Source organism: Stagnihabitans tardus (assembly GCF_009925085.1).
Classification (GTDB): domain Bacteria; phylum Pseudomonadota; class Alphaproteobacteria; order Rhodobacterales; family Rhodobacteraceae; genus Stagnihabitans; species Stagnihabitans tardus.
In genome coordinates, this window is record NZ_JAABNR010000011.1 from 14587 (window position 1) to 32844 (window position 18258).

Genomic DNA, 18258 nt, shown 5'->3' on the forward strand with positions numbered 1-18258 from the left:
TTTATGAAAAGATGAATGTGGGGCGGGCTCGCAGCCCCGACCGATGCGCGCGTTCTTGTGCCTCGTGCATTCAGGCCTCCAGGCTCTGGGCGGCGGCGTCGAGGCGGGTCAGCGCCTCGGCGATATCGGCGTCCGGGATGTTCAGGGGCGGCAGGAGGCGGATTACGTTGTCGGCCGCCGGAACCGTCAGGATGTGTTGGGCGTAGCCCGCCTTGACGATGTCGGTGTTCGTGGCCACGCATTTCAGGCCGAGGATCAGGCCCTCGCCGCGCACGGCTTCGAAGAGCTTGGGGTGGGAGGCGACCAGCGCCTCCAGCCCCTGCCGGAAGAGGGCGGATTTGCGGTTCACTTCGCCGAGGAAGGCGTCGTCCGCAATGATCTCCATGACCTTGGCGCCCACCGCGCAGGCGAGCGGGTTGCCGCCATAGGTCGAGCCATGGGTGCCTGCGACCATGCCAAGGGCCGCCTCTTCGGTGGCGAGCACGGCGCCGAGCGGGAAGCCGCCGCCGATGCCCTTGGCCACCATCATGATATCGGGCGTGATCCCCGCCCATTCATGGGCGAAGAGCTTGCCGGTGCGGCCCATGCCGCATTGGACCTCGTCGAAAATGAGCAGTGCGCCGTGCTGGTCGCAGAGGTCGCGCAGGCCCTTCAGGCATTGGTCGGGGACCTTGCGGATGCCGCCCTCGCCCTGGACGGGCTCGATGATCACGGCGCAGGTCTTGTCGGTGATGGCCGCGCGGATCGCGTCATGATCGGCCCAGGGAAGCTGGCGGAAGCCGGGCATCAGGGGGCCGAAGCCCTTGGTCATCTTCTCCGACCCCGCCGCCGCGATGGCACCGGTGGAGCGACCATGGAAGGCGCCCTCGAAGGCGATGATCTCGTCCCGCGGCGCGCCCTTTTCGTAATGGTATTTCCGGGCCATCTTGATGGCGAGCTCCGCCGCCTCGGTGCCGGAATTGGTGAAGAAGACCGTATCGGCAAAGGTCTTGTCGACCAGCATCTCGGCCAGCTTTTCCTGTTCCGGGATCGTGTAGAGGTTGGACACATGCCAGATCTTCCCCGCCTGTTCGGTCAGGGCGGCGATCAAGGCCGGGTTCGCATGCCCCAGCGCGTTCACCGCAATCCCGGCCCCAAGGTCCAGGTATCGCGTCCCGTCCGCGGTGATGGCCCAGGCGCCCTCGCCCTTCACGAAGGCCATGGGAGCGCGGTTATAGGTCGGCAGAACGGGAGTGATCATGGGACAAGTCCTCGCAAGAAGCCCAAGGGGTGCCAAGGAATGGCGGGAAGGTCAACGATGTATCAGGGAGATATGACGGGGCGGTCACGCGAAAGGCGTGTCAGCGTCGCAGGGAGAGGGTGCGGGTCCGGGTCATGGGCGACTGCATAGGGGGCGGGGGGGCTTCTGTAAAGCGAAATCGGGGCGTCTTGATCTTGCCGAAGATTGGCCTTTTCCTGAGCCCGATTAACCTTCATTCAAGAGGCGCAGCGTTAAACGGGTGCAAACGGAGGCGCAGATGGCGGTGGAAGTGAAGAAGAAGGCCGATCCCGACAGGCTCTTGTCCTGCCGGAAGCTGCCGATCCGCTATCTCTTCATCCCGAAATGCGGCTGCACCTTCGTCAAGAACCTGATCTGGCGGCTGGATCACGGCCAGACCTTCCACAATCCCAAGCGCATCCATGACGTGATGGACGATTTCGTCCGCGCCTCGGCCTTTGGGCTTACCCAAGACGCGATCAGGGCGGAGGAACATGCCTTCACCATCCTGCGCAACCCGGTCGACCGGTTCCTGAGCCTCTATTTCGACAAGGTCGTGGGCTCGGGCTGGACGAAATATGTGCCCCTGCGGGCGACCTTGCAGAAATACGGGCTGAACGTCGATGCGACCACGGCGGAGGAGCACCGCCGCAACTGCATGATCATGATCGACTGGCTGGAGGTGAACCTGACCGGGGAAAACGACCTCCCCCGCGAGGCACATTGGACGCCGCAATGGTATCGGTCGGACATCATGAAGGGCTTCGACCTGAAGCTTCTGACCCTGACCAATCTTGATCAGCGGATGGAGATGCTTTTGTCCGACCTCGTGCCCGATATCGGCGCGGTCATGGCCGAGATGGAGCGCTATGCCACCAATTCCAAGGACAAGAAGGAAGCGGTGCTGGACCAGAAGGTCAAGGCGCGCATCAACCAGGTCTATCGCCGTGACCGGGAGATCTTTGAAAAGCTTAAGGATACCTGGCGCGACACCAAGCCTGCAAGGATGCAGGACATTCCCCGCGCTTCTCTCGTTCTTTAACGATTAGGTCCCTGTTAGGCTTGGTGGGCTATTCTTCGCCTTGGGTAGTCAGGTGAGGGTTAGGCCATGCTGGGTCTGTTGCTTTTGGCAGGTCTGGGTGTCGCTGCTGCGGCATTCGTCGATCATGTGGATTCCTCGGCAGAGGATGAGGATACGCCGCCGGAGGAAAATCCCGAGGCGCAGGGCGAGGGGGATCTCCTGGACGATCCCGCCGCGCCCGAAGAGGACACGCCGCCCGAAGAGCAGGCGGCCGATGGCGCCACCGAGGAGGATGCCGGATCCGACGATGGCTCTTCCGCGCCCGACGACCAGGAGGCCGCCGCGCCCGAAGCCTTCCCCGAGGGGCAGTCCGACGAGGCCCCGGAGGCCCAGGCCAGCGCCGCTCCGCCAGCGGTCAACAAGGTCTTTGGCGGGGCGGGCTCTGATTCGCTTGAGGGCACGACCGGCCGCGACCTGCTGGAGGGTCGGGGCGGCAATGACACTTTGCAGGGCAGGGGCGGGGCGGATCACCTCGTCACCTTCGACGAGGGCTCGGACCGCGCCTTTGGCGGCATGGGGGCGGACAGCCTGCATGGCTATACGGTCAATGCCATGCCGGATGGCGACACCTCTTTCGTGATCGAGGATCACACGACCGACCGGCTTTTCGGCGGCATGGGGGCCGACAAGCTCTGGCTGGGCAGCGATGATATCGGCGCGGGCGGGGCCGGGGCGGATGAGTTCCACGTCTCCTGGGACGTCGACCACGCAAATCCCGCCACGATCACCGATTACCAGCCCAATACCGACCGGATCGTGGTGGAATTCACCACCAACCGCGCGGATGACGCGATGACGGGGATCACCCAGGCCGATCAGAACCTGACGACCGAGCCGCTGGAAGACGGCTCGGGCACGGCGATCTGCCTGAACGGAGAGCCCATCGCCCATGTCATGGGAACGACCGCGCTGCGGGCCAGCGATATCTCGGTCGTCCACCTTTAAGTCTTGCGAAGGGGCGCCGGTCCGCTTGGGCCCGGCGCCTGTTCTGTCACTGCCCCAGGGCCTTGATCCGGCCCTCGACCGCAGGGGCCACGGTTCCGGCCTTTTCGACATAGGCCATCACCGCATTGGCCACTAGGACCCCCGCACCGGTGTCGTTGATCAGCCGACCCCCGCCCAGGGCGTCATAGCCATCGCCGCCGTCGAGGATGAAGTTGTTGACCGCGACCTTGTAGAGCTTGTCGGCCTCCAGGGCCGCGCCGCCCACCATGACCTCTGACACGCGCTTGCCGGGCTCGGCCGAGGCGTCATAGACGAAGCTCACCCCCGAGACCTGGGCGAAGCGGCCCGAGCCCTTCTCCACCTGGGAGACCGCGTTTTCCAGCGCGGCCAGAAGCTGGCTGCCGGGGATCTCGGTCAGCGCGACCGTATTGCCGAAGGGCAGCTCGGTCAGGATGTCGCGGCGGGTGAGCTCGACCCCCGCGTCATAGGTCCGGTCGGCCCGGATGCCGCCACCGTTCATTAGCGCGACATCGGCGCCCACGGCGGCCCGCATCGCATCGGCGATCAGGTTGCCCATGGCGCTTTCCTCGCCGCGCACCACGTTGCGGCGGCTGTCCAGCGCGGTCTCGGTCTTGCCGATCACCACATTCAGCTTGGCGTCCAGGTCCGCCTTGTAGCCATCGACCAGAGCTTGCGTTTCGGGGTCGGGCGTCACCAGGGCCGTGTCGATGAAGCGGAAAGAGGGCGTCCATTTCACCACGCGCTTGCCGTCTTTTTCCGTCACATCCACCATCAGGTCCACGGGCGAGAGGTGCCGCGCATCGACCGAGGTTTCGACATAGGCCGTCACCCCGTCATAGGACGTGCCATATTGGTGGTCATCGCCCGAAAGGACCACGTCGAAGGCCCGGGAATGCACCAGCTTCAGGTCGTTATAGACATCGGTCTGCACGACGCCCACGACCAGGTCGGCGCCCTCCTTGCGGGCGGCTTTCGCGGCCTCGATCGCCGTATCCACCGTGGGGGAGAAGACCAGGGCGCCGGTGTTGGCGACCTGGGGCGAAGTGTCCTGCGCCACCGGGATCAGCGCGATCTTGACCCCCGCAACCTCCTTGACCATGACGCCGCCCAGGCCCTCGATCCCCTCGATGTTGATCGCGGCCCAGGGGTATTTCGAGGCCTTCATCTTTTCGGCGAAATTCTCCGGCCCGAAGTCGAAATCGTGGTTGCCCGGCACGGCCAGGTCAAAGGGCACGAGGTTGGTCAGCTCGACCGTGTTCTGCCCCTTGTCGAAGCCCGAGATCAGCGAGGGCGAGAGCATGTCGCCGTCGAAGAGATACAGGAAATTCGGATTGGCGGCGCGCTCGGCCCGGGCCACGGCGTTCAGCCGGGCAAAGCCGCCCTGCTTGCCATCGCCGTCAAAGGCATAGACATCGCCCACGCCCAGAAGCGTGATCTTGACCGGTTCCGCCGCCAGGGGCGTTGCGCAGAGGCTGGCCAGCGCAAGGGCCTTCAGTCGATTCGTCATGGAAACCTCCCGTGTTGGGTCTGCAAAGGCTGCGCCCGGGGGGGCGGCCCTGTCAAAAGGAATGACAGCGCCGCGTGACGGCTTTGCAAAGGTTGACCGGGGCGCGGCTTTCAGGCATGACCCGACGCGATCCCGCCAGAGGTTTTCATGCTGATCTACAAGATCTTCCGCCGCTCCGAATGGGTGGCCTTCCGCGACGCCGGAGAGACTTTGGGCGCCCCCATCGATCTGACCGATGGCTATATCCATTTCTCGACCGCGGCCCAGGTGGCCGAGACGGCGGCAAAGCACTTTGCCACCGAAAGCGACCTGGTGCTTCTGGCGGTCGATGCCGACAAGCTTGACGCCCTGAAATGGGAGCCCTCGCGCGGGGGGGCACTGTTTCCCCATCTGTACCGCCCGCTGCGCGCCGCCGATGTGGTCTGGGACAAGTCCCTGCCGCTGGGCGCCACGGGCCATATTTTCCCCGAAGGTGTTTTTTGACCCCTGTCGAACGTTTCGGCCTTGCGCTTCTGCACCGTCTTGACCCCGAGACGGCGCATTCGGTTTCGCTTTCTGCCCTGAAATCGGGGCTGGCGCCCCTGGCGGGGCTTGTGACCTCGGCCCGGCTGGCCACGACGGTGGCGGGGCTCGCCCTGCCCAACCCGGTGGGTCTGGCGGCGGGCTATGACAAGAATGCGATTGCGGTTTCGGCCCTGACGCGCTCGGGTTTCGGCTTCATCGAGGTGGGCGCCGCGACGCCCTTGCCTCAGCCGGGCAATTCCAAGCCCAGGCTCTTCCGCCTGACCGAGGATCGCGCCGCGATCAACCGTTTCGGCTTCAACAACGAGGGGGCCGAGGTCATTGCCGGGCGCCTGGCCGCGCGGGCTCCGGGCCCGGTGCCGGTGGGGCTGAACCTGGGGGCCAACAAGACCTCTGCCGACCGGGCCGCCGATTTCGCCCGGGTCCTGGCACTTTGCGGGCCGCATGTGGATTTCGCGACGGTGAATGTCTCCTCGCCCAACACCGAGAAGCTGCGCGATCTCCAGGGGCCCGCCGCCCTGGCCGCCCTGCTGGCGGGCGTGATGGAGGTCCGCGCCGGTCTGCCGCGCCCGATCCCGGTCTTCCTGAAGATCGCCCCCGATCTGACGCTCGAAGACCTCGCCGCCATTGCCGAGGTCGCGCTTGCCTCGGGGCTGTCAGGCATCATCGCGACGAATACGACCCTGTCTCGTGAGGGTCTGCGGTCGGCCCACAAGGCCGAGGCGGGGGGGCTTTCCGGCGCCCCGGTCTTCGAGAAATCCACCCGGGTCCTGGCGCAGCTTTCCGCCCTGACCGAGGGGCGGATTCCGCTGATCGGCGTGGGCGGGATTTCCTCGGCCGAGGAGGCCATGGCCAAGATCGAGGCCGGTGCCTCGGCGGTGCAGCTTTACACCGCCATGGTCTACAAGGGAATTTCGCTCGCCGCCGAGGTGGCGCGGGGGCTGGACGGGCTCTTGGCGGCCAAGGGCTTTGATACGGTGGCGGCGGCAGTGGGGTCCGGTCGCGGGCGGTGGCTGTAAACCCGGGGTATACCCCGGGCTACGCAGCGTCATCAGAGTGTCCGAGCCGGATATGGAGCTCTCTTTCAACCGCGTAGCCCGGGGTATACCCCGGGCCTCAGGCCATAGGCGTCCAGATCACGTCGTCGATGCGCGGCGCATGGGTGGCCAGCATCACCAGCCGGTCAAAGCCCAAGGCCACGCCCGAGGTCGGCGGCATCAGGGGCAGGGCCTCCAGCAGGTCCTCGTCCAGGGGATAGCGCTCGCCATAGACGCGTTCTTTTTCGTCCATCTCGGCCAGGAAGCGTTTGCGCTGTTCGACCGGGTCGGTCAGCTCGCCGAAGCCATTGGCGAGTTCGACCCCGCAGGCGTAAAGCTCGAAACGTTCGGCCAGGCGCGCATCGCCCGGCAGGCGGCGGGCCAGCGCGGCCTCGGAGGCCGGATAGCGGTCAAGGATCGTGGGGCGGCCCATGCCGAGATGCGGCTCCACATGGGTGACCAAGAGGGCGGACAAAAGGTCGGACCAGGTGTCATCCGGCGCCACGCGCAGGCCCTTGGCCCGGGCCCGGGCCGCGAGGGGGGCAACCTCGGTCGTGCCATCAGCGTTGATCGATGTCATCAGGTCGATATCGGCATAGCGTTTCAGCGCTTCCACCACGCCAAGGCGCTCGGGCGGCTCGAAAGGGTTGCAAAGCGCCTCTCCCCAGCGGAATTCGCGGCTGCCCGCAATGGTGGCGGCCATCTGCATCAGGTGCAGGCAGTCCGCCATCAGCTGGGTATAGGGCTCGCCCACGCGGTACCATTCCAGCATGGTGAATTCCGGGTGGTGGCGGGGCCCGCGCTCGCGGTTGCGCCAGACATGGGTCAGGGCGAAGATCCTTTGCTCGCCTGCGGCGAGCAGTTTCTTCATCGCGAATTCGGGGGAGGTGTGGAGGTAAAGCGTCTGCGCCTCGCCATCATTGCCGATGGCCTCGGTGGCAAAGCCATGCAGATGCGCCTCGTTGCCCGGGGAGGCGGCCAGTGCCGTCGGGTCGATCTCCAGGAAGTCCTGTTCCCCGAACCAGAGCCGCAATTGCGTGGCCATCCGCGCCCGGGCAAGGAGCAGGGGGCGGCGGTCGGCGTGACGGGAGGGATGCCACCAGCTTTTGTTGGACATATTCTTTCTCTGGCGATTTCTTGCAAAGCAGGCTAAAGGGCGCTGCATATGCCTCCGCTTAGCCTTGGGGGCCCGTGGACACAAGGAATCCCCGACGTGAAAGTCATCGCTTCTTCGCTGCGCAAGGGCAATATCGTGGAACTGGAGGGCAAGCTTTATGTCGTCCTCAAGTCCGAGAACTTCCACCCCGGCAAGGGCACGCCGACCACCTCGGTCGACATGCGCCGCATTTCGGATGGCGTGAAGGTGGCCGAACGCTGGCGGACCACGGAAATGGTCGAGAAGGCCACGGTGGATGAGCGTCAGTACGACTACCTCTATTCCGACGGCGAGGGCTATCACTTCATGGAGCCCGAGAGCTATGACCAGGTCACGGTGTCGGAAGAGATCGTGGGCGAGGGCAAGGTTTTCCTCGTCGAGGGCGTGAAGGTCTATATCCAGACCTTCGAGGACAAGCCGATCTCGATCGAATTCCCGCAGAAGGCCACGGTGGAAATCGCCGAGACCGAGCCGGTGACCAAGGGCCAGACGGCGTCCTCGTCCTACAAGCCCGCGATCTGCACCAATGGCCTGCGCGTCATGGTGCCGCCGCATATCGACGTGGGCACGAAGATCATCATCAACACCGAAGACCTGACCTACCAGGAACGCGTGAAGTAAACTTGTCCCATCAAGGGATGGCAGGAGCCGCGGGTCGCAGGGCCCGCGGTTTTTCTTTGTGTTCTGCGTCAAGAGGGCGCTCGGGGCAAAGCCCCTCGCGCCGCGCGGCGGCGGTGGGGGGCTTTCGCCAGGGGCATCGAGCCCCCGCCGAAAGCGCTGCCGCGACGGGGTCAACCCGCGCCGCCCCATGTGATCGGTCAAGCGGCAGCAACGGGCGGCGCGGGCTCGATGCCCGCGCTGGCCGTTCTTCTGGCGGGTGGAGGTTTCCCCCGGGCATCGAGCCCGGGCGAAACCTTGCTGCCGCGGGTGTTGGCGACCTCAGTCCACGCCTTGTGACAAGAGCGTCACCCAGGTCTCGCCGTAGCGTCTTTGGTCCAAGAGCGTGAAACCCTCGGGCGGCGGCAGTTGCGCGCCCTCTTCCCACATCACCCTGGCCCCCGGAGCCAGCCAGCCCTGAGCCTGGGCCGAGGCCAGGGCGCGCTCTCCCAGACCCTTGCCATAGGGCGGGTCGAGGAAGACCAGGTCGAAGGTCTCCGAAGCCCGGGGCAGGGCGGTGGCATCGGCCCTCAGGTGCCGCGCCACCAAGGCCCCCCCGGAGGCCATCTTCGCCATATTGGCCGCGATCAGCCGGGCGGAGACCTTGCCGTCATCCACCAGCACCGCCTGCAAGGCCCCGCGCGACAGGGCCTCGAGCCCCAGCGCCCCGGTCCCGGAGAACAGGTCCAGCACCCGCGCCCCGCGCACCAGGTCGCCCTGGCGCCCGTTCACCAGGAGGTTGAAGACCGCTTCCCGCACCCGGTCGGAGGTCGGGCGCAGATGGGCCTTGGGGTCGCCCTCACCGACCTCGGCGAGCTTCAAGCCGCGCCAGTTGCCCCCGATTATGCGCAAGGGGGGAACCTCACTTCAACAGGGTCTTCATCTCGACGGCAGGATCGACCAGCTTGGCCTCATCCGGCGTCCGTCCCGCCTCGATGAGGCGCTTGCCCACCATATAGGCCCGGCTGTCGTTCATCGCATCGACGGCGATCAGACGCTCGCCCTTGAAGTACCAGAAGCTGACGGCCTCGCCCACCGGGCCGCGCGTCAGGATGCGGTCATAGCCGATGTTCAGGCCGGCGATCTGCAGCTTGCAGTCATATTGATCCGACCAGAACCAGGGGGCGGGCACGTAATCCTTGCCCGCGCCCATGATGTTTTCCGCCACCAATTCCGCCTGGTCAATGGCATTGCCGACCGATTCGATCCGCATCTGCGCGCCCAAGAGCGGAAAGCTCGCACAGTCGCCCGCCGCCCAGACATGCGGCGCCGAGGTCGCACCGCGCAGGTCGGTCTTGATGCCGTTCTCGATCACGATGCCCGCCGCCTCGGCTTCGGCCGTGTTCGGCATGATCCCCACGCCGACGATGACGAAATCGGCGGGCAGGTCGCTGCCATCCTTCAGCCGCACGCCGGTGACACGATCAGAGCCCAAGAGCCGGTCGAGCCCCGTCTCCTCCCGGATCACCGCGCCATGTGACTGGTGCAGAGCGCGGAAATACGCGCTGGTCTCGGGCGCGGCCACGCGTTGCAGGATGCGCGGCGCCATCTCCAGCACGGTGACCTCGAGGCCAAGCTTGCGGCCCACCGCCGCGGCCTCGAGCCCGATATAGCCGCCGCCCACGATGACCAGACGCCGACCCGCCACGAATTCCGCCTTCATCGCATCGACATCGGCGAGGGTGCGGACCGTGTAGACGCCCGCAAGCTCACCGCCAATCGCCGCAGGCAGACGGCGGGGCGTCGAGCCCGTGGTCAGGATCAGCTCGTCATAGGCCAGCACCTCGGTGCCGCCATCATCCTGCACCGTCACGCTTTGCGCCCCGGTGTCGATCGCCGTCACCACCGCGCCCAGCTTCAGCGTCACGCGGCTTTCCGCCCAGAACTCCGGCGCGCGCAGCCAGAGGCGCTCTTCCTCCATCTCGCCCATCAAATAGGCCTTGGACAAGGGCGGGCGCTGATAGGGCGGCGCGGGTTCGGCGCCCAGCATCGTGATCTCTCCATCAAAGCCCAGGGCCCGCAGCTTTGCGGCGGCCGCAGCCCCGGCCTGGCCCGCACCCACGATCACGACATGTGCCATCATTTCCCCCACTGGTCGAATATGCGTTCAGACCCTATATCTTGGCACGACTGAAACGCCAACGCGCGAGGAACGACAGATGACGATTTCTGAGGGCCAGAGCCTGCCTGAAGCCAAGCTGATGCTGAAGACCGAGGACGGGATCGCCGACCGCCCGCTTTCCGAGATCACCAAGGGCCGCTCCGTCGTGATCTTCGGCCTGCCGGGGGCCTTTACCGGCACCTGCTCGAATGCCCATGTGCCGTCTTTCATGCGCACCCTGCCGAAGTTCAAGGAAAAGGGCGTGGACGAGGTGATCTGCGTCTCGGTCAATGATGTCTTCGTCATGGAGGCCTGGGGCAAGCAGACCGGCGCCACGGCGGCGGGGATCACCTTTGCCTCGGACCCGGATGCCTCCTTCACGCAGGCGCTGGGCTTGAGCTTCGATGCCGGTTTCGTGCGGGGCCTGCCGCGCTCGCATCGCTATGCGCTGCATGCGGTGGACGGCGTGGTCAAGGTCCTGAACCTGGAGACCAACCCGGGCGCCTGCGACATCTCGGCTGGCGAGGGCCTGTTGCAGCAACTCTGAGCCGCTGCGGAGCGCCGCCCCGGGCCTGACCCGGGGCCTCGACCCCCGGATCCATGGAACCCCGCGACCAAAAGGCGCGGGGTTTCGTCGTTTTTGCAACTTCCCCAAGCGGGCCATTCCGGGACATATTCTTGCTTCACCGGTCGGGAGAACCGGGAGGGAGATGGACATGGTCAAGCGGATCACGGCGGCCGAGGCTGCGGATTTGGTGCAGCCGGGGATGTGGCTGGATTACGGGACGATCCTTGGGCAGCCGGATGCCTTCGACACGGCTCTTGCGGCGCGGGTGGCTTCGGGCCTGGGCGGGATCAAGTTCCGCTCCTGCATCTCGGCGCGTGCGCGGGCGGTGCTGGAGGCCGATCCGACGGGCGAGAGGGTCATGTGGCACTCCACCCATTTCGGCGGCTATGACCGCAGGAAGCATGACGCGGGGATCGCGCATTACCTGCCGGTGAACCTGGGCGAGGTGCCCGACTATTACCGCCGCTTCATCGAGCCGGTGGATATCGCGGTGCTGAAGGTCGCGCCGATGGACCAGGACGGCTGGTTCAACTGGGGGCCCTCGACGCTGTGGCTGAAGGCGCTGACCGAGCGGGCGCGCGTGGTGATCGTCGAGGAATGCCCGGCCATGCCAAGGGTCTGCGGGCCCGAGGTGGGGATCCATGTCTCCGAGGTGGATTACGTGATCGCGGGCGATGGCCAGGCCCTGCCGGAGCTGCCGAAGTCGGGGGTCACGGATGTGGACCGGGCGGTGGCGCGGCTGATCGCGGAAGAGATCGAGGATGGGGCTTGCCTGCAAATCGGCATCGGGGGGATGCCGAACGCGGTTTGCTCGCTGCTGGCGGAAAGCGGGATCCACGACCTTGGCATCCACACCGAGATGCTGACGGATGGGATCGTGGACCTCTATCGCGCGGGCAAGATCACCGGGGCGCGGAAGCAGATGGACAAGGGCAAGATGGTGGCGACCTTTGCCCTTGGCAGCCAGTATCTGTATGACTTCATTGATCAAAACCCGGAGGTGGAGTTCCACCCGGTCGATCACACCAACCTGCCGCACAACATCATGAAGAACGACAACCTGATGTCGATCAACAATACGACCCAGATCGATTTGCAGGGCCAGGCGGCCTCGGAATCGGATGGCTATCGGCATATCTCGGGCACGGGCGGGCAGTTGCAATTCGTGCGCGGGGCCTATGCGTCGAAGGGGGGGAAGAGCTTCATCTGCCTCGCCTCGACCTATGAGAAGAAGGGCGAGCGGAAGAGCCGGATCGTGCCGGCGCTGACGCGGGCCAATGTGGTGACGACGCCCCGGACGGATGCGATGTATGTGGTGACGGAATATGGCATGGTCTGCCTGAAGGGGCGGACGGTGCCGGAGCGGGCGAAGCTCTTGATTTCGATCGCCCATCCGGATTTCCGCGAAGAGCTGGAGCGGGAGGCCCATGCGACGGGGGTGATCCCGCGGTTCTACTGGTAGGCCCCTTGGGAGGGCTGGCGCCCTCCCCGCGCAGCGGCGGAGCGACGAAAGCGGCGGGCATCGAGCCCGCCGCTTTCGTGTTGCCAGCGCCCCTTGTCGCGGTCTTTGCCCATGACATCGGCGGCTTGGGGGGGGGCGGCCTTGGCCGGGTCTCTTTCGGCCAATAAAAAACGGCCTGCGCGGGAGGAGGTGCGCAGGCCGTTCGAGGTTGCCGGGGCGTGCGGGAGGATGCCCGCCCCGGGTCGCAATCACATGTTGTAGGCGCTTTCGCCATGCGAGGTCTGGTCCAGGCCCTGACGCTCTTCTTCCGCTGCCGGACGCAGGCCGAAGGTCTTGTCCAGGATGAAGAACAGCACCAGCGACACACCACCCGACCAGACCAGGGTCAAGGCGACAGCCTTGATCTGGGTCATGACCTGGGCGCCCATGTCATAGGCCCCTGCCACCGCCGGGAAGACCGTGTAGTCGACCCAGCCCTGGCCGCCCAAAGCGGGGTCGGCCACGATCCCGGTGGCGATGGCGCCGACGATCCCGCCGATGCAATGCACGCCGAAGACGTCGAGGCTGTCGTCATAGGCCAGCTTCTTCTTCACGACCGAGACAAACAGGTAGCAGACCGGCGAGACGACGAGGCCCAGCAGGATCGAGGTCATCGGCGAGGCGAAGCCGGCCGCCGGGGTGATGGCGACCATGCCGGCCACGGCACCCGTCACCGCACCCAGAAGCGAGGGGCGGCCGTGGTGGACCTGCTCGACCAGGCTCCAGGCCAGGGCGGCAGCGGCGGTGGCGACGAAGGTGTTGATGAAGGCCAGGGCGGCGAGGCCATTGGCTTCCAGGTTGGACCCGGCGTTGAAGCCGAACCAGCCAACCCACAGCAGCGAGGCGCCGATCATCGTCATGGTCAGCGAATGCGGGGCCATGTTCTCCTTGCCATAGCCCAGGCGCTTGCCGATCACGAGGCAGCCCGCGAGACCCGCGATACCGGCGTTGATGTGAACCACCGTGCCGCCCGCGAAGTCCAGGGCGCCCATGCCCCACAGAAGACCCGCGTCAGCCGTGTTGTCGGACAGGAAGTCCGGGCCGGCCCAGTACCAGACCATATGCGCGATGGGCAGGTAGACGATCGTCATCCAGACCACGCAGAAGATCATCAGCGGCCAGAACTTCACGCGCTCGGCAAAGGCGCCGACGATGAGACCGGGGGTGATGCAGGCAAAGGTCATCTGGAAGACGACGAAGGCATATTCCGGGATATAGACGTTGTTCGAGAAGGTCGCGGCATAGCTGCCGGTGCCCACGCCCGAAAGGAAAGCCTTCGAAAGGCCGCCGATATAGGCGCCACCGCCGGTGAAGGCCAGCGAATAGCCATAGGTCACCCAGATGATCGCCATGATCGAGACGATCATGAAGACCTGCATCAGCACCGAAAGCATGTTCTTGCTGCGCACCAGGCCGCCGTAGAACAGACCCAGCGCCGGGATGGCCATCAACAGCACCAGGGCCGAGGAGACCAGCATCCAGGTCGTGTCGCCCTTGTTGACCATGCCGGCCATGGCGGCGGCATCCGGCGCCTTGATCAGATCCTGCGCCTGGGCAGGGAGGGCCAGGAGGGCAGATGCCCCGAGGCCCGCGAGTTTCGTCATCGTCTTCATTCTTCCCTCACCCCACTCAGAGAGCATCATCGTCGATTTCGCCGGTGCGCACGCGCACGGCACTGGCCACGTCGATCACGAAGATCTTGCCGTCGCCTATCTTGCCGGTCCGCGCCGTCTTGGTGATCGTGTCCACGACCTGATCGGCCAGGCCATCGGCCACCACGATCTCGAGCCGCATCTTCGGCACGAAATTCACGGCATATTCGGCGCCGCGGTAGATCTCGGTATGGCCGGACTGCAGGCCGAACCCCTTGATCTCGGTCACCATCATCCCGCGCACCCCGATACCGGTCAGCGCCTCGCGCACTTCCTCAAGCTTGAACGGCTTGATGGCCGCAATGATCAGCTTCACGTTGCACCCCTTTCCTAGGTCTGGCCCCTTGGCTGGGCCTTGACCTGCATGACGGGCTTTTCCGCGCTGCAGCACAAGTTTTCGGGCCTTGGGCCCGGCGCACTTTCGGGCACTTGCGCCCAATTTATGTGCATATGCCATGGTTTGCCCAAATATTGTGCGTTAGGTGAGCCCGAATCGGGGTCAGCCTCCTCTCCCCTTTTCCGGAAAACCCGGTTATTGTGGCCGCCAACACGCCCGACAGCGGCGGCAGAGGCATGAGGACAGGATGGCACCGACAGGCAAAGGCCGCGGCCTTGTGGCGGACAAGCGCTATGACAGCCGGGCCAGGGCGGCGGCCAAGGCGCCTGTGCCGCGCAAGCCCGCCCCGCGCAAGGCGCCGGTGCGCAAGCGCGGGCTTTTCTCGCGGCTGGTCCTTTGGGTCTGGGGGGTGATCTGGACGATCCTCTGGCGGCTCGGGCTATTGTTCGGCCTCGTCCTGGGCTGCGCGGTCCTGTATTTCTACGTCCAGCTTCCCAATGTCGACAAGCTGATCGACGGCCGGGCGCGGGGCTCGGTCACGCTCCTGGATGAAAACGAGAAGGTCTTCGCCTGGCGCGGAGAGACCTTTGGCGGCCAGGTCACGCCCGACACGGTCAGCCCGCATCTTCTGCATGCGGTCATCGCGACCGAGGACAAGCGCTTCTACTACCACCTCGGCGTCTCGCCCCGGGGGATCCTGTCGGCCATCGTGATCAACCTCGAGGCCGGGCGCGGCGCGTTTGAGGGCAATGGCGGCTCGACCATCACCCAGCAGACCGCCAAGCTTCTGTGCCTGGGCGTGGACTACGACCCGCGCCAGTGGAAGAGCGAGGCGGATTACGAGGATGACTGCCGCTCGGGCGGCCTGATGCGCAAGATCAAGGAAGTGCCCTATGCCATCGCGATGGAGCTGAAATACTCCAAGGATCAGGTCCTGACGATCTATTTCAACCGCGCCTATCTGGGCGCCGGAAGCCGGGGCTTCGAGGCGGCGGCGCAGCGCTATTTCGGCAAGTCGGCGCAGGATGTCAGCGCGGCCGAGGCCGCGATGCTGGCGGGGCTCTTGAAGGCGCCCTCGCGCTATGCCCCGACCGCGAACCTGAAGCGGGCGCAGGACCGGGCGGCGGTGATCATCGGGCTGATGAAGGACCAGGGCTATCTGACCGAGGCCGAGGCCAAGGAGGCCTTGGACAATCCGGCGCAGCTCTCCGAGGCGGCGGCGCGCAATGCGGGCGGGGCCTTTGCCGATTGGGTGATGGAATCGACGCCGGATTACCTGGGGTCTGATACGACCGAGGATGTGGTGATCCGCACGACGCTGGATCAGCGCATCCAGCGCGCCGCCGAAGAGGCGCTGAAGTCGGTCTTCGACACCAAGCTGCGCGCGGGCTCGAAGACCCAGGCCGCCATCGTGGTGATGAGCGCCGATGGCGCGGTTCGCGCCATGGTGGGCGGGCGCGACCTGCCGCAAGCGGGCAGCTTCAATCGTGCGACCCAGGCGCTGCGGCAGACCGGGTCGAGCTTCAAGCCCTTTGTCTATGCCTCGGCGCTGGACCTGGGCTGGTCGCCCTATGACTATGTCGATGACAGCCCGCTGACCATCAACATCAAGGGCTCGGGCCCCTGGAGCCCGTCGAATTACGACGAGGAATACAAAGGCGTCATTCCGATCGTCCAGGCGATGATGGAAAGCCGCAACATCCCGGCGGTCAAGATCGCCATGGCCGTGGGGCTGGACAAGGTGCGTGCGGTCGCCGCGGGGTTCGGGGTGCGGCAAGAGCTGGCCAGGGGGCCTGCCCTGGCGCTGGGGGCCTCGGAGGCGACGCTGCTGGAGATGACCGGGGCCTATGCGGGCATCCTGAACGGCGGGGTGGGGGTCACGCCTTACGGCATGCGCGACCTGCGGCTGAAGGGCGATGACGAGCCCCTGATGGGGGCCTCGGGCGGCATGGGGGAGCGGGTGATCTCGCCCGAGGCTGCGGGTCAGTTGATCTGGATGATGACCCAGGTCGTGCAGGGCGGCACGGGGGGGCGGGCGGCCCTGGGGGATCGTCCGGTGGCCGGCAAGACCGGCACGACGTCGGAGGCGCGGGACGCCTGGTTCATCGGCTTCACCGGGGATTACGTGACCGGGGTCTGGATGGGTTACGACGACAACACGCCCTTGAAGGGCGTGACGGGCGGCGGGCTTCCGGCCGAGATCTGGCACGAGGTCATGGTGCGGGTCGAAGAGGGCATGCCGATGACGCCCCTGCCGATGATCGTGCCCGAGCCCAAGCTGCCGCCCTTGCCCGACGCGACCGAAACGCCCCTGCCGCCCCCGGCTCAGCCCGTGCAGCAGGACCCGATCACCGCGATCATCCAGGACCTTCTGGGCAGCGGAAACTGATCAAGCCTGGCCCAGCGGCAGCAACGCGCGGCGGGGGCTCGATGCCCCCGCCGCGCGTCCCTCGGGGGACCCGAATGACGAAAGCCGCAGGCATCGAGCCTGCGGCTTTCGTTGTTGCCACGGGACCGCGAGGGGCGGTCGCCAGGTCAGGCCGCGTTCAGCGCCGCGATCAGCTTGTCGATGTCGCCGCCGTTCTTGTCCAGGATCGACCCGATCTCGGTCCGCTCGGAGGCCAGCATGTTGACCCCCTCGATGATGATGTTGAAGAAGAGGTTCTTGCCCGACTTGTCGCCCACCCACCAGCGCAGCTCGAAGGGCGCCTCGCCCTGAAGCGTCGCCGTCGAGATCACCTCGAAATAGCTCTTGTAGGGCTTGGCATCGGTCACTTCGATCTTGCCGCCGATGAACTCGCGGAAGCGGCGCCCATACTTGCGGCTGATATAGGCCTGGTAGGCCTTGGTGAAAGCCGACATCTGCCCCGCACTCGCCGTCTTCGCCGCCGGCCCCAGGGCCGAGCGCGCAATCGTCGGCACATCGGCATAGGTCGCGAAGATATGTTCGAACTGCTTGAACATCGCCGCCTCGGACTTGCCCGAGTTGATGACCTGGTTCACCTCGCCGATGGCCTGGTCGATCAGCCCCCGCGCCTGGTCCACGGTCAGGGCCCGCACCGGCAGGGCCAGCGCCAGGAAGCCGGTGCCCGCCGCCAGCCCCGCACCAAAGGCGCGGCGGGTCAGGTGGATCGACGGAGATTTGCGTTCATTCAGCATAGGGGTCCTCGAAATCGCTCTCGGCGGCGGCCTGTCCCAATTCATAGCGGCGGTTCTGCAGGTAAAGCAACCGCGCCTGGGCATAGCCGTCCGCACTGTCATATAGGATCGAATCCACGGTTTCGGAATAGCGCCCGCGCTTGTCCAGCTTGGAATAGGCCTTGGTCGCGGTCGCAATCCAGCTCTTGTCCGAGGGCACGATCAGCTGCAACGGGTCCAAGGCATAGTCGACGACCTGGCCCAGGGCGTCCCGCGCGGTCGAGGGGCCCAGAAGCGGCAGCTCGGTATAGGGACCCTCGGCCATGCCCCAGACATGCAGCGTCTCGCCGAAATCGGTGGACCGCTCCGGCGCGCCCGCCTTGGTGGCCACGTCGAAGATCCCGCCGATGCCCACCGTCGTGTTCACCAGGAAGCGCATCGTGTTATGCGCCGCATCGCCGATGTTCAGTTGCAGCACATCGTTCAGCACCATCCCCGGCAACGAGATATTGTCGGCGAAATGGGTGATCCCGCGCGACACGGGCTCGGGGATGACCTTCGAAGTCCCGGTGGCCAGGGGGCGGATCACATTCTTGTCAACGGCGGTGTTGAAGCCATGGACCTTGCGGTTGAAGCCCTCGTAGGGGTCATCGATGCCCGAAGGCGCGGGGGCCGAGCAGGCCGAAAGGGCCATCAAAACCAGCCCGCCGAACAGTTTCGCAACCTGCTTCACGCAAAAGCCCCCGAAAACGCCGAGAATTGCCGGAATCGTCCGGC

Annotated in this window: 17 protein-coding genes; 8 read left to right on the plus strand and 9 right to left on the minus strand. The window is 65.7% G+C overall.

Features of this window, described 5'->3' with window-relative positions:
- Window positions 1-70: 70 nt before the first annotated feature.
- The gene (locus GV832_RS12470; protein ID WP_168775210.1) at window positions 71-1240 is read right to left on the minus strand and encodes an aspartate aminotransferase family protein; all 1170 of its coding nucleotides are present in this window, start codon (window positions 1238-1240) and stop codon (window positions 71-73) included.
- Between the two features lie 277 nt (window positions 1241-1517).
- On the opposite strand from GV832_RS12470, the gene GV832_RS12475 reads away from it, so the two are divergent.
- Window positions 1518-2300, plus strand: a complete 783-nt coding sequence (locus GV832_RS12475) for a sulfotransferase family 2 domain-containing protein (protein ID WP_168775211.1) — start codon at window positions 1518-1520, stop codon at window positions 2298-2300.
- A gap of 66 nt (window positions 2301-2366) precedes the next feature.
- Window positions 2367-3284 carry a hypothetical protein gene (locus GV832_RS12480; RefSeq protein ID WP_168775212.1) on the plus strand — a complete coding sequence of 306 codons (918 nt, stop codon included), beginning with the start codon at window positions 2367-2369 and terminating at the stop codon, window positions 3282-3284.
- A gap of 46 nt (window positions 3285-3330) precedes the next feature.
- Here GV832_RS12480 and GV832_RS12485 read toward each other — a convergent pair whose 3' ends face one another.
- On the minus strand, window positions 3331-4812 hold the full coding sequence (locus GV832_RS12485; RefSeq protein ID WP_168775213.1) for a bifunctional metallophosphatase/5'-nucleotidase: 1482 nt from the start codon (window positions 4810-4812) through the stop codon (window positions 3331-3333).
- 147 nt (window positions 4813-4959) lie between these two features.
- Between GV832_RS12485 and GV832_RS12490 the strand changes: the two genes are divergently transcribed.
- Window positions 4960-5295 carry a DUF952 domain-containing protein gene (locus tag GV832_RS12490; protein ID WP_168775214.1) on the plus strand — a complete coding sequence of 112 codons (336 nt, stop codon included), beginning with the start codon at window positions 4960-4962 and terminating at the stop codon, window positions 5293-5295.
- Window positions 5292-6353 (plus strand): quinone-dependent dihydroorotate dehydrogenase, encoded by a 1062-nt coding sequence (locus tag GV832_RS12495; protein ID WP_168775215.1) that lies wholly within the window; start codon window positions 5292-5294, stop codon window positions 6351-6353. Before GV832_RS12490 ends, GV832_RS12495 begins: the two co-directional genes overlap by 4 nt.
- Before the next feature lie 97 nt (window positions 6354-6450).
- On the opposite strand, the gene epmA is transcribed toward GV832_RS12495, so the two are convergent.
- Window positions 6451-7488, minus strand: a complete 1038-nt coding sequence (gene epmA, locus GV832_RS12500; RefSeq protein WP_168775216.1) for an EF-P lysine aminoacylase EpmA — start codon at window positions 7486-7488, stop codon at window positions 6451-6453.
- Between the two features lie 96 nt (window positions 7489-7584).
- On the opposite strand from epmA, the gene efp reads away from it, so the two are divergent.
- Window positions 7585-8148 (plus strand): elongation factor P, encoded by a 564-nt coding sequence (efp, locus tag GV832_RS12505; RefSeq protein ID WP_168775217.1) that lies wholly within the window; start codon window positions 7585-7587, stop codon window positions 8146-8148.
- 318 nt (window positions 8149-8466) lie between these two features.
- Here efp and rsmD read toward each other — a convergent pair whose 3' ends face one another.
- Complete coding sequence (rsmD, locus tag GV832_RS12510) at window positions 8467-9036, minus strand: 16S rRNA (guanine(966)-N(2))-methyltransferase RsmD (RefSeq protein WP_168775218.1); 570 nt, start codon at window positions 9034-9036, stop codon at window positions 8467-8469.
- A 10-nt stretch (window positions 9037-9046) separates the two neighbouring features.
- Entirely contained in the window at window positions 9047-10264 is a 1218-nt protein-coding gene (locus GV832_RS12515; RefSeq protein WP_168775364.1) for an NAD(P)/FAD-dependent oxidoreductase, read from the minus strand.
- A gap of 79 nt (window positions 10265-10343) precedes the next feature.
- Between GV832_RS12515 and GV832_RS12520 the strand changes: the two genes are divergently transcribed.
- Both GV832_RS12520 and GV832_RS12525 read left to right on the plus strand, forming a co-directional pair.
- Entirely contained in the window at window positions 10344-10832 is a 489-nt protein-coding gene (locus tag GV832_RS12520) for a peroxiredoxin (RefSeq protein WP_168775219.1), read from the plus strand.
- 169 nt (window positions 10833-11001) lie between these two features.
- On the plus strand, window positions 11002-12315 hold the full coding sequence (locus tag GV832_RS12525; protein ID WP_227754398.1) for an acetyl-CoA hydrolase/transferase family protein: 1314 nt from the start codon (window positions 11002-11004) through the stop codon (window positions 12313-12315).
- 248 nt (window positions 12316-12563) lie between these two features.
- Here the strand turns inward: GV832_RS12525 and GV832_RS12530 are convergent, their stop codons facing one another.
- Entirely contained in the window at window positions 12564-13967 is a 1404-nt protein-coding gene (locus GV832_RS12530) for an ammonium transporter (RefSeq protein ID WP_168775221.1), read from the minus strand.
- A 16-nt stretch (window positions 13968-13983) separates the two neighbouring features.
- Window positions 13984-14322, minus strand: a complete 339-nt coding sequence (locus GV832_RS12535; RefSeq protein WP_168775222.1) for a P-II family nitrogen regulator — start codon at window positions 14320-14322, stop codon at window positions 13984-13986.
- Between the two features lie 268 nt (window positions 14323-14590).
- Here GV832_RS12535 and GV832_RS12540 point away from each other — a divergent pair, with 268 nt between their 5' ends.
- Window positions 14591-16732 (plus strand): transglycosylase domain-containing protein, encoded by a 2142-nt coding sequence (locus GV832_RS12540; protein WP_168775223.1) that lies wholly within the window; start codon window positions 14591-14593, stop codon window positions 16730-16732.
- 146 nt (window positions 16733-16878) lie between these two features.
- Here GV832_RS12540 and GV832_RS12545 read toward each other — a convergent pair whose 3' ends face one another.
- Together GV832_RS12545 and GV832_RS12550 are read right to left on the minus strand one after the other, a co-directional pair.
- A complete protein-coding gene (locus tag GV832_RS12545) occupies window positions 16879-17502 on the minus strand; it encodes an MlaC/ttg2D family ABC transporter substrate-binding protein (protein WP_168775224.1) in 624 nt (207 codons plus the stop codon).
- Window positions 17492-18214, minus strand: a complete 723-nt coding sequence (locus tag GV832_RS12550) for an MlaA family lipoprotein (protein ID WP_354001960.1) — start codon at window positions 18212-18214, stop codon at window positions 17492-17494. Before GV832_RS12550 ends, GV832_RS12545 begins: the two co-directional genes overlap by 11 nt.
- Window positions 18215-18258 lie beyond the last annotated feature (44 nt).